Below are 11,164 nucleotides of genomic sequence, written 5' to 3'. Positions count from 1 at the left end.
CCCGGGCTTCAAGCTGGCGGGAATGAAAAGCAGCATGGCCCGCGCTTCTAGAACATCAGGGAGGGGATGAGAAGGCGCCGCTCTCCCGTGCTGTCGCGCAGTTCCACCCGACGGTCGCTGCCTTCGGGCCAGTCTTCGCCACGGAATTCCACCACGACCCGTGCCATCCCTTTTGGGACGACGTATGGCTCTTTCATCGACACCGTGACAGCGCGGGAACGGCCTGGGGACAGCCGGGCCTCCGTGGGCGTCCAGGGCGCCGTCCCTTCATTCGCAACCATCAGCGAGAGCGCGACCCACCCTGTTCCTCGGAAAGTGGTGACACGCTCTGGCCTCAACCCGTCAGTGGGCTTTGGCGGCTGCAATGTGGGCTCGTTCACCTGGACGCCGTCAGAGCCCAGCGTCCCGGCCAAGATCATGCCCGAGGGCCCGGTGGCCGCGCCTCGTGCCCGAAGCGAAGCCAATTCGGCATCCTTGCCCGCGCACGCGGCGCGCACCTCGTCCAGCTCAGCCTGTACCGCCTCTGCCGTGCGTGGCAACCGGGACACCTGAACCTGAGCATCCACCTGCGTGGCAGTTGTAACGAGCGCGAACACGACCCGCGCCGGGGACATGCCATCCGCGAAGGGCACGGTCAGCAAAACGCGCTCACTCGCTGCTCCGTCGGCCGTGGGCTTGAGCATGATCAGCCGGTCCGTGGCCACGATCAGCTCCAAGCGGTCTCTGGCGTCCCCCAGCTTCACACCCGCGCGGTCCACAGAGGAGTCGAACTCCAGCGCGGTGAGGAAGCCTGAAGCGACGTGCAGTTCCACCGGCTTGCCGGTTGCAGACTGGGAGATCGCCACCCGCCGCCGCACCAACTCACGCACTCGTGGGAGTTCCTGAGCCGTGACGTTCGTTCCCAGCAAGAGAAGGGTCAGCAGCAGCAACGGACGGGAAACCAGGTGCACCAGCGGGCAACCTCCGAGATGACGGCGCCGACCGTAGCAGGTGAACTGGGGTCGCAGGTCTCCGCGCTTCTTTCTCCTTCGGTCGTTTCGGCAAGGAATCAGGGGGTACGCCGCACATTGCGAGGCCCCGCATTTTTCCTGAGAATCTTTCGAGCGTGGGGGACCGCCGAGCAAGCCTTGAAGAGGCCGGGCTCCGGAAATCCGACCCGGGGGACGTGTGGCCGCCACGCAGCGGGAACCCGATGACGCGGCTCGCATCCGCGGGGCTGTCTTCGGAGGAGCGCTGGGATTGCTGTCGGGTCCGCCGTCGCAGTCGCGGCGGGAGCTGATGTCCTTTGACACGCTCGACCCCACTGTGCACCTGCTCGTCCATGCCGACACGGAGCCCGTGGCGAAGCTGCGGCTGCTGTTGCCCAACCCGGAGGTGGCGGCACGCGTGGGCGGGACGGTGGGGATCGACATGGAGCAGCGGGTGGACCTCTCCGGGGTGATCCGCTGGCGTACGTGAAGGGGACCCCCGAGGTGCGGGCGCTTCTGGAGCACCTGGGCTTGCCCTCACCTTCAAGACCGCGCGGGGTCAGACCTCCGGCCCCTCCGGGAGCACGAGGAACGTGCAGGGCGCGCAGCCCTTCGAGCGCGTCATGCGAAGGGCTGCGCGCTCCGGTCCTTCTTCGGAGCGACGGTGGTGCACTCGGGTCGCACCCTGGATATCGCCTCGCCTGGCGGCGCCGTCCACTTCGGCAGGGGCGCAGGGTTCAGCCGGCCGGCCTTCCTATGGCTGGGGCTGGGGCTTCGGCGCGTCGCTGGACTCTCCCTGGGTGTCGCTGCCACTGCCACCGGTCCCGGTGCTGCTGCCGCTCTTGTCGGAGGAACCCGCGTTGGAGAGCGTGACGATGGAGCTCGCCATCAGCTCCCGCTGATCGAAGAAGCCGCGGTCGATGGTGCCCGCGACGCTGACGCGGTCCCCTTGCTCGAGCTTCTGCGCGCCCGGGCGCTGCATGGGGTTGGTCTTCATCGCCGTGGTGTCGACGGTGATCTTCCGCGCGCCGGTGTCGATGGTGAACTCGCGGCCGTTGATGCCGCTGACCTTCCCCTGGACGACCGTCAGCGGACGGGCCGTGGCGAAGACCGCGACCGCGGTGTCTTCCTCATCCACCGGGCTCGCATAGAACCAGGTGTCGAGGTTCTTCACGAAGACGGTCGACGCCTCCACCTTCGCGCGCTCGAACAGGTCGTCATCCACCCGCCCGGTCACCGTGACCTGGTCCCCCTTCTTGAGCAGGAAGCCCTCCGCGGCGGGGTCGAAGTCGTCCATCTCGATGCGAACGTCCTTGCCTCCATAATTGAGCGTGAAGGCGTCCGCCGAGGCGGACTTCACCTTTCCGCTCAAGGTGATCCACGTGTCGTCCGCGGCCTTGAGCGGCTCGCCCGCGACCGCGGGCAGCGCAAGGCCGAGACCGAGCGCCATCACGCCTCTCCACATCGTCTTCCGCATGTCGTCCTCCTGGTTGATCCCCTCTCCAGTGACAGTGGGCACCCACGACCGGTGACAGGAGTCTGGGGAGAACTCCGGCGCCGGGCCGCACGCGGATTGAGCACCCGTGCGAGCAGGCCCATGGAAGCCCATGCGCATCGGGCCAACGGGCGGTTCGCGGTCGCCCGTCGGCCCGGCCATGAGGGGCACAACGGAGCCCCTCCACGGCCTCGATGCTACTTCGCGCCGCCGCCGGTGACTTGGAGCTCGGTCGCGATGATCTCGTCGCCGTTGAGCTGGAACTTCGCCTTCACCTGCGAGTTGATGGGCAGCTGGTCCAGCTGTCCGCTCGACAGGCTCTTGCCGTTGACGGTGACCTGGGTGCGCGAGTGGCTCTCGAGCTGCACGGGCGGCAGGCCTCCGCTGCGCGCGATCGTGAGGTCGTTGCCGTTCTGCTCCGTGAGGGTGCCGCTGAGATTGAAGGTGTCCTTGCCGCTCCAGATGGCAGGGTTGTCCACGCCCTCGCCCACCCGTCCCGAGCCGCCGATCGCCGCCGCCCCTCGTCCACCAGCGCGTCCTTCTCACCCGCCTCGTCACGCACCCACCGAGGCTTCGGACGCCTCGCAGCCGCTCCCTCGTGCCACCAGCGGTCATCCTTCTCGCCCGCCTCGTCACGCACACCGAGGTCGACGCCTGCGCGCCCCTCGTCCACCAGCGCGTCCTTCTCACCGGGCTCGTCGCGGACGCCCAGGTCCGCGCGCGGCGCCGCCGTGCCCTCACGGGTGTCTACGAGGGACTCCTGCCTGTCGTTGCAGGCCGAACCCACGAGGCCCGTCGTCGCCAGTGCTGCCGCCAGAAAGAGGTGCGTCTTCATGGTTCGCTCCCTTTGAGAGATGTGTGAAGTGGCTCGCAGCCCCGCCGCGAACGCGACCGCCCGCGGTGGACCGGATCCCCCTCCGCAGGCTTCGGGAGGGCGTGCGCGCAAGCGGTAGGACCACCTGCGCGCCTCGTGACACGCTGACTATCCACCTCCCGCATGACCACTGCCGAGCAGTCGAACCATCGACGCCTCTTGAGTCATGCGTGCGATCGCGCGAGGCCCGCGCCTCACGGCACGGCGGTGGGCCGCACGCGCGCGAAGTCGCGAGCAGGAGGAGCCTCCTGTCGCTTGCCGACACGCTCGCCCTCGGAGCAGCACCCAGCCAGGGGTGTGCAGGGCAAAGCTTGGTGTTCAAAATAAAATCCAGGGGACGCCGTGGGGGCGTGCCCAATCACCCCTGACGAGGAGGAATCCCATGAGGCAAGGGCTCAAGTGGGCAGTGCTGTCGAGCGCGTTCCTGACGGTGCCGGCACTGGCGCAGCAGCCGCGGACCGAGTCGACGCAGGCGCAGCAGCCGAAGGCCGAGTCGATGCAGGCGCAGTCGGGACAGGGGGGAAGCGGCAGCGCCTCCGACATCCAGCGTGACCAGTGGCTCGCGGAGATGGTGTTGGTGAACCGCTGGGCCGAGGGCTTGTCGAACTCCGTCGAGGAGAAGGCCGCCAACCCGCAGGTGCGACAGTTCGCGAAGCGGTCCGTGCAGTCGCACGAGAAGCTGGGGCAGCGCATGCAGCAGCTCGCCCAGCAGGCCGGCATCACGCTGTCGCAGGACACCCTGGCGTCCACCTCGTCGAAGCAGGACTTCATGCACCTGGAGATGCTGACCACGCAGCAGAACATCCCCCAGCTCAATGGCGCCAACGTGGACCGCGCCTACCTCTCCGCCATGGTGCTCTCGCATGACCTGGCCATCGACAAGCTGAGCTGGCTGGGGCAGCAGGTGAAGGATCCGCGCTTCAGTCGCGAGCTCCAGGACACGCTGCAGCAGCTGGCGAGCCACCGCGCCGAGGCGCATCAGCTGCTGGGCAAGGTGGCGGCCTCGCCCCAGCGGGCCCGCTGACCGGCAACAGGCACGGCCGCGGCTGGGAGCATCGCCGCGGGCCGCGCGCGGACCCACCGGGCGCAAGCGCGCGAAGGCCGCGCAAGCCCCGCTGGCGTGCGTTGACCTGGCGCGGCTTCACTTCGACGCCGTCGGTCCCCGCCGGGCCAGCAGCGCCTCCAGCTCCGCCTTCTCCGGCGCGTCCCAGGGATGGCGCGCGTAGAACGTCAGCGCCTGCTGGGCCAGCTCGCGCGCCCGCTCCCACGCTCCGGGGCGCGCTCCCAGCACCCGCGCCAGCGCCAGGCGCGTCTCGGCGACGACGGGCTCGTTCTGCTCGATGTCCTGTAGCTGGAGCACCCGCTCGAAGTGGGTGACGGCCTGCGCGGTGCGGCCCAGCGCCAGCTGGACCGTGCCCAACCGCAGCAGCGTCTCGCCCAGCATGAAGTGCCTCGGCCCCAGCGCCTGGACCTGCTGCTCCAGCGCCCGCTGGAGCAGCCGCAGCGCCTCGGAAGGCCGTCCCTGGGCCACGAGCACCTCGCCCAGGCCGATGAGCGTGTCGGCGAGGTCCGGGGAGGTGGGGCCGAAGACGCGCTCGCCCACCGCCAGGGCGCGCGCCAGCTCCTCGCGGGCCGCGGCGTACTCCTTGCGCTGCAGGTGGATGTGGCCCAGCAGCATCCGCGCGCGGTTCTCCCCCGGGCTCTCCTGGCCCGTGGCCTCGTAGGTGCGCACCGCCTCGCGGGCCAGCGGGAGGGCCTCGTCCGCGCGGCGCTGCTGGAGCAGCAGCATCACCAGGTTGCCCTGCACCTGCGCCACCCGGGGGTGGCGGGGCCCGCCACTTCAACCCGAGCGCCAGGGCCCGCCGGACCGCGTCGGTGGCCTCCTCGTAGCGCCCCAGCGTGCTCAGCCCCATGCCGCAGTTGGCCCACATGCCCGCCAGCTGGGGGTGGTCCTCGCCCAGCTCCGCGCTCGCCTGCTCCCGGGCCTTCAGGAAGTGCTCGGTGGCCTCCGCGTACTTGCCCTGGTCGAACAGCGCGCCGCCCAGGCTCCTGTGCAGCGGGGACTGGAGGTTGGGGGCACCGCCCAGCCGCTCCAGGGTGGCCTGCGCCTGCCGGCCCCAGGCCCGTGCGGGCTCCAACTGGTGCAGGTTGATGCCGTACAGCCACACGAGCTCTATCTGCGCGCGCGCCTTCAGCTCGTCCAGCCCGAGCGCCTCGCCGCGAGCACCGCCTCGGTCAAGAGCCGCTCCGCGTCCGCGTCCTCCTGGACGCCCTGGTGCAGCATGCCCTGCCAGAAGAGGGCCTCGGCTTCGAGCGGGCGCGCGCCCAGCTCCCGCGCGCGGGAAAGCTGCGCGGACAGCTCCCGCTCCAGCTCCTCGCGCCGCACCCGCCCCGTCAGCCACGCCTTCGCGAAGTCCGCCCAGCTGCCCCGAAGCCGCCCCTCAGGCGCCACCGTCCGCACGGCTTCCGCGGGGGCCGCGCACGCAAGCCGCGTGGACAGCGCCAGGTGCACGCCCACCGCCAGCCCCTGCGCCTTCGCCTGGCCCACGGCCTCCGCCGCGGAGGGCCCGTGGACAGCAGCGTCGCGCTGGTCACGATGCCCTCGCGGTGCGCCCTGAGGATGCTCCCGCGTTCCAGCGACGGGTGCAGGCCCAGGTCGTCCGCGTTGACGATGAGGCGCGTGCGCGACGCCATGAAGCCCTACCCGCGCCCCGCGTGGCCCGTCACCGAGCGCAGCGGCTGCACCGACGGCGGCAGGCGCACCGGCTTCGAGGGCGGCGGCGGCGAGCGCGTCTCCGGGTACAGGTTCACCAGCTCCTTCACCATCTTCAGGATGACCGACGGCGAAGCCAGCGTGGAGATGCCGCGCGTGCGCGGGAAGTAGTCCACGCCCATCTGGAACACGCGGAAGCCCTTGCGGATGGCCTTCACCACCAGCTCCGCGTCGATGAACGAGCCCTGGCTCTTGAGCTCCATCGACTCCAGCACCCGGCGGTGCATCAGCTTGAAGCTGAAGTTCACGTCCTTGATCTGGATGTCGAACAGCGCCCGGATGAGCAGGTTGTAGACGAACGAGTACACGATGCGCTTGGGGCCCTCGCTCGTGCGGTCGAACCGGAAGGCGCAGATCATGTCCGCCTCCAGGTAGTCCATCAGGTGCAGCGCCCGCTCCAGCTCCCGCATGTCCCACGGCAGGTCGACGTCCGAATAGAGCACCAGGTCCTTCGTGCTCGCCGCCAGCCCCGTGCGCATCGCCCCGCCCAGCTTCAGGTTCACCGGGTGCGTGATGACCCGCAGCTGGGGCACCTTCGCGGCCAGCGCGTCACAGACCTCCTGGGTCCGGTCCGTGGAGGCGTCATTGACGACGATGATTTCGAAGTCGTCGGTGAGCTTCGGCAGGACCTCCAGGGCGCGGCTCACGGCGCGCTCCACGTAGTCCTCTTCGTTCCAGGCGGGAAAGAAGAGGCTGATGCTCGGGTACTTGGCCACGGTCGTCATGTCGCGCGCGTCCCGTCCAGAAGGAAACGGGCGCTCGCTACCAGAGGGTCAACTCCCAGGCAAACGTCATGGCCCTTCTCGTGACAAACCCGTATAGTACCGCGTAATCATCATTTTACGGGGACACGGTGAGAGCCCAGCCCTACACGCTTCTGGTCGTGGACGATTCGCAGGCGTTGCTGCCCCACTTGGTGCGCACGCTGGGCCCGGAGGACTTCGCCCTCCGGGTGGCGCGCTCCGGACAGGAGGCGCTGGGGCTGACCCAGGAGGTAGACGGCGTCCTGCTCTGCTCGGGCGGCCCGACGAGGCGCAGGCCCGGGGCCTCCTGGAGGCCCTCACCCCACCGCCACCAGCGGCCCGACCCGCCGTGGTGGTCCTGGCCCCCGCGGAGGACCGGGCCCTGCGCCTCGCCGCCCTGCGCAGAGGGGCTGAGGTAATTCTGACCCCCTGGGACGACGAAGAGCTGCGCTTGAGGCTCTACCGGAGCCTCGAAACGCACTCCCGGTTGAAGTCGCTTCACTCGCAGGTGGAGGAGCTGCGGCGCCTGGCGGTTACGGACGGGCTCACCCAGGTCCACAACCACCGCTACTTCCAGGAGCGGCTCCGGGAGGAGTTCCGCCGCTCGCAGCGCTACGACGAGAGCCTGTCGCTCATCCTGGTGGACCTGGACCACTTCAAGAACGTCAACGACGCCCACGGCCACGGCGCCGGGGACCGCGTCCTGCGGGAGGTGGCCGCCTCCCTCCAGCACAGCGTCCGGGAGACGGACCTCGTGGCCCGCTACGGCGGGGAGGAGTTCGCCATCCTCCTGCCCTGCACCCACCTGCCCGGCGCCCTCACCGTGGCGGAGCGGATCCGCAAGGGAATCAACGAGTTGCACGCGGGCCCGGAGGGCGCCCTGCGCGTCACCGCCTCCCTGGGCATCTCCAGCTTCCCCCACCGCGCCATCCTCACCCCGGAGCAGCTGCTGCTCACCGCGGACGAGGCCCTCTACCGCGCCAAGCGCGAGGGCCGCGACCGCATCTGCCTCCACCCCCCGGCACCCCTGTTTTCCACGCCGCCTTCACGCGCAGGCTGACCCAGGGGTCAAAAACCCGGGGTCCTGTTTGACCCTGTTGGGGGCGGTGGGTCTACAATGACCTTGCCCCTTTTTGTCATGTCTCTGAAAAAGGGCGTGATTGCCGGGGTTTATCCAAATCTCGGGTTTGGCAAGGCCATTGCAAATGTCGGACTCCGGAAAGTCCATGGGAACCCTGGGAGCTCAAGCGCAGGCGCAGGACCCGGTCGCCCGAGGGCGGCTGCTGCTCGTGGACGACGAGGAGAACATCCTCAAGTCCATCCGGCGGGTGCTGCGCCGCGGTGAGTGGGACATCGAGACCGCGACGGACGCGGAAGCCGGCCTGCGCACGCTGGAGCGCTTCCACCCGGAGGTCGTCATCTCCGACTTCCGCATGCCGGGGATGAACGGGGTGGAGTTCCTCACCCAGGTGAAGCTCCTGGAGCCGCGCGCCCAGCGCATCATGCTGACGGGGCAGGCGGATCAGCAGGCCATCGAAGAGGCCATCAACCGCTCCGAAATCTTCCGCTTCATCTCCAAGCCCTGGAACGACAGCCACCTGGTGCTCACGGTGAAGAGCGCCTTCGAGCAGTACGCGCTCCACACGGAGAACGACCGGCTCTACCGCGTCACCCAGGAGCAGAACGCGGAGCTCAAGCAGCTCAACGCGGAGCTGGAGGAGCGCGTCGCCCTGCGCACGCGCCTCCTGTCCACGGCGAAGCGCGAGTGGGAGCTGTCCTTCGACTGCATGGAGACGCCGCTCGCGGTGGTGCGCGCGCGGGACTTCGCGGTGCGCCGGGCCAACGTCGCCTACGCGCAGGTGGCCCGCCGCTCCATCGAAGAGGTGCCTTCGGACGTCCCGTGCCACCAGTACCTCTTTGGCCGGGACACGCCGTGCCAGGGCTGCCCGCTGCCCTCCGCCATGGAGACGGGCAAGGGCGCTCGCGGCGAGGTGCAGCAGGGCGGGCGCAGCTACGTGGTGGCCGCCTACCCCTTCGCCGGCGACGACCGCGCGGTGTGCACCTACCGCGACGTCACGGAGGAGCAGGCCATGACGCGCCGGCTCATCGAGACGGAGAAGATGGCCGCGGTGGGCCAGCTCGCGGGCGGCGTGGCGCACGAAATCAACAACCCGCTGGGCGGCATCCTCGCCTTCGCGCAGCTGATGTCCCGCGACGCGGGCCGCAGCGAGGGCGACCTGGAGTCGCTGAAGCTGATTGAAGAGAGCGCGCTGCGCTGCAAGCGCATCGTGGAGAGCCTGCTGAAGTTCAGCCGGCACAGCCGCGTGGAGGACCGCCGCCTCTTTGATTTGTCCAAGTGCGTGGAGGACGCCGCGGTGCTCTTCCGCGCGCAGCTCAAGTCCATGCCCAAGGTGGAGCTGAAGGTGGGCCTGAAGGACGGGCTGCCCAAGGTGTACGGGGACCCCGGCACGCTCGCGCAGGTGGTGCTCAACCTGCTGCAGAACGGCCTCCAGTCGCTGCCCGGGGCGGAGGGTCGCCTGTCCCTGGAGACCGGCCGCGAGGGCGACCGGACCTTCTTCGCGGTGACGGACACCGGGGCGGGCATTGAAGAGCGGCACCTGCCGCGCATCTTCGAGCCGTCCTTCACCACCAAGCCGCCCGGCGAGGGCACCGGCCTGGGCCTTTCCATCGCCTATCGCATCGTCCAGGACCACGGGGGCACCTTCCAGGTGGACACCCACGTGGGCCAGGGCTCCCGCTTCACCGTCTTCCTGCCCATTCCCCTGCAGCTCGAGAGGTTGCCGTGAACCAAGTCAAGCGCGCCAAGGTCCTCGTTGTGGATGACGACTCCGTCGTCCTCAAGGCCGTCACCCAGATCCTCCAGCGGGAAGGCCACCCGGTGGTGGCCATCGACGACGCGGTGGAGGGGCTCGCGGCGGCGAAGGACCCGTCCATCGACGTGGTGGTGCTCGACATCAAGATGCCGCACCTGTCCGGCATGGACCTCTTGCGCGCCATCAAGGCGGACCGCCCGGACGTGGAGGTCATCATGATGACGGCCTTCGCCACCGTGGAGACGGCGGTGGAGGCGGTGAAGGCGGGCGCGTACGACTACCTCACCAAGCCCTTCGAGAACATCGACGAGGTGAGCCTCACGGTGGCCAAGGCCGCCGAGCGCAAGGCGCTGAAGGACCGCACCCGCGCGCTGGAGGAGGCGCTCACCGCGCGCAGCCAGTTCGAGGACCTCATCGGTCAGTCCTCGCAGATGCGCGCCGTGTTCAAGCTGGTGGAGACCGTCAGCCACTCCACCGCCACGGTGCTCATCCAGGGTGAGAGCGGCACGGGCAAGGAGCTGGTCGCCCGCGCCATCCACTACCGCAGCGCCCGCCGCGACAAGCCGTTCGTCGCCGTCAACTGTTCCGCGCTCACGGAGACGCTGCTGGAGAGCGAGCTCTTCGGCCACGTGAAGGGCAGCTTCACCGGCGCCACCGGCAACAAGAAGGGCCTCTTCGAGGCGGCCGACGGCGGCACCATCTTCCTGGACGAGATTGGCGACGTGCCCCCGGCCACCCAGGTGCGCCTGCTCCGCGTCCTCCAGGAGGGGGAGGTCAAGCGCGTGGGCGCCAACGAGCCCGTGAAGGTGGACGTGCGCGTCATCGCCGCCACGCACGTGGACCTGTCCCGCGCGAAGGAGCAGGGCAAGTTCCGCGAGGACCTCTTCTACCGCCTCAACGTCATCACCATCGACCTGCCGCCCCTGCGCGACCGCCCGGAGGACGTGCCGCTGCTCGCGCACCACTTCCTCAAGGTGTACGCCGCCAAGGCGGACAAGAAGGTCACCGGCATCAGCCCGCGCGCCATGGAGGCCCTCACCTGCAACCGGTGGACGGGCAACGTGCGCGAGCTGGAGAACGTCATCGAGCGCGCGGTGGTGCTGACGGCCAACGACGCCATCGACGTGGAGGACCTGCCGCCCGGCTTCCAGACCGCGCCCCAGGCCGACTCGGCGGTGGAGGTGTTCAGCCTGGCGCACCTGCCGTACGCCCAGGCCAAGCGCCTGGCCATGCGCGCCTTCGAGCGCCGCTACCTGTCCGCGCTGCTGGAGAAGAACAACCACAACGTGTCCAGCGCGGCGCGCGCGGCCGGCGTGGACCGCTCCAACTTCCGCCGCCTGCTCAAGCAGTACGAGGTGGCCGGCCGCAGCATGAAGCCGCGCTCGCCCAAGGGGCCGGACTCGGACAGCGGGCCGGGCCCCGTCCTCGAAGCGGTGTCCTGAAGACGCCGTGTCCTGACGGGGCCCCTCGGGGAGTG

10 protein-coding genes and 2 pseudogenes are annotated in these 11,164 nt (G+C 69.5%); 5 read left to right on the top strand and 7 right to left on the bottom strand.

The window, feature by feature from the left end:
* Positions 1–47: 47 nt before the first annotated feature.
* Positions 48–950: a DUF2381 family protein gene (locus ACLEQD_RS07435; protein ID WP_410382839.1), complete on the bottom strand. Its 903-nt coding sequence runs from the start codon at positions 948–950 to the stop codon at positions 48–50.
* Positions 951–1,239: 289 nt separating this feature from the next.
* Here ACLEQD_RS07435 and ACLEQD_RS07430 point away from each other — a divergent pair, with 289 nt between their 5' ends.
* The gene (locus ACLEQD_RS07430) at positions 1,240–1,458 is read left to right on the top strand and encodes a hypothetical protein (RefSeq protein ID WP_410382838.1); all 219 of its coding nucleotides are present in this window, start codon (positions 1,240–1,242) and stop codon (positions 1,456–1,458) included.
* A 264-nt stretch (positions 1,459–1,722) separates the two neighbouring features.
* On the opposite strand, the gene ACLEQD_RS07425 is transcribed toward ACLEQD_RS07430, so the two are convergent.
* Both ACLEQD_RS07425 and ACLEQD_RS07420 read right to left on the bottom strand, forming a co-directional pair.
* On the bottom strand, positions 1,723–2,418 hold the full coding sequence (locus ACLEQD_RS07425; protein WP_410382837.1) for a DUF5666 domain-containing protein: 696 nt from the start codon (positions 2,416–2,418) through the stop codon (positions 1,723–1,725).
* 242 nt (positions 2,419–2,660) lie between these two features.
* Complete coding sequence (locus ACLEQD_RS07420) at positions 2,661–2,942, bottom strand: hypothetical protein (protein WP_410382836.1); 282 nt, start codon at positions 2,940–2,942, stop codon at positions 2,661–2,663.
* 777 nt (positions 2,943–3,719) lie between these two features.
* Between ACLEQD_RS07420 and ACLEQD_RS07415 the strand changes: the two genes are divergently transcribed.
* Positions 3,720–4,361, top strand: a complete 642-nt coding sequence (locus ACLEQD_RS07415) for a DUF4142 domain-containing protein (RefSeq protein ID WP_410382835.1) — start codon at positions 3,720–3,722, stop codon at positions 4,359–4,361.
* Between the two features lie 117 nt (positions 4,362–4,478).
* Here the strand turns inward: ACLEQD_RS07415 and ACLEQD_RS07410 are convergent, their stop codons facing one another.
* From ACLEQD_RS07410 to ACLEQD_RS07395, 4 genes and pseudogenes are all read right to left on the bottom strand, one after another.
* The gene (locus tag ACLEQD_RS07410; RefSeq protein ID WP_410382834.1) at positions 4,479–5,144 is read right to left on the bottom strand and encodes a tetratricopeptide repeat protein; all 666 of its coding nucleotides are present in this window, start codon (positions 5,142–5,144) and stop codon (positions 4,479–4,481) included.
* A gap of 52 nt (positions 5,145–5,196) precedes the next feature.
* Positions 5,197–5,505 (bottom strand): annotated as a pseudogene (locus tag ACLEQD_RS07405) (tetratricopeptide repeat protein); the annotation flags it as partial.
* Between the two features lie 23 nt (positions 5,506–5,528).
* A pseudogene (locus ACLEQD_RS07400) lies at positions 5,529–6,031 on the bottom strand (ChbG/HpnK family deacetylase).
* Between the two features lie 6 nt (positions 6,032–6,037).
* The gene (locus tag ACLEQD_RS07395) at positions 6,038–6,826 is read right to left on the bottom strand and encodes a glycosyltransferase family 2 protein (RefSeq protein WP_410382840.1); all 789 of its coding nucleotides are present in this window, start codon (positions 6,824–6,826) and stop codon (positions 6,038–6,040) included.
* Between the two features lie 478 nt (positions 6,827–7,304).
* Between ACLEQD_RS07395 and ACLEQD_RS07390 the strand changes: the two genes are divergently transcribed.
* The 3 genes from ACLEQD_RS07390 to ACLEQD_RS07380 all read left to right on the top strand — a co-directional run bounded on the left by ACLEQD_RS07390 (position 7,305) and on the right by ACLEQD_RS07380 (position 11,129).
* The gene (locus ACLEQD_RS07390) at positions 7,305–7,913 is read left to right on the top strand and encodes a GGDEF domain-containing protein (protein WP_410382833.1); all 609 of its coding nucleotides are present in this window, start codon (positions 7,305–7,307) and stop codon (positions 7,911–7,913) included.
* A 166-nt stretch (positions 7,914–8,079) separates the two neighbouring features.
* Positions 8,080–9,660, top strand: a complete 1,581-nt coding sequence (locus ACLEQD_RS07385; RefSeq protein WP_410382832.1) for an ATP-binding protein — start codon at positions 8,080–8,082, stop codon at positions 9,658–9,660.
* The gene (locus tag ACLEQD_RS07380; RefSeq protein WP_410382831.1) at positions 9,657–11,129 is read left to right on the top strand and encodes a sigma-54-dependent transcriptional regulator; all 1,473 of its coding nucleotides are present in this window, start codon (positions 9,657–9,659) and stop codon (positions 11,127–11,129) included. The genes ACLEQD_RS07385 and ACLEQD_RS07380 overlap by 4 nt, the downstream gene beginning before the upstream one ends.
* The last annotated feature ends 35 nt before the right edge of the window (positions 11,130–11,164 follow it).

Origin of the sequence: Corallococcus sp. 4LFB (genome assembly GCF_046520365.1) — a bacterium.
Lineage (GTDB): Bacteria > Myxococcota > Myxococcia > Myxococcales > Myxococcaceae > Corallococcus > Corallococcus caeni.
This window is presented reverse-complemented; position numbering and strand designations above follow the sequence as displayed.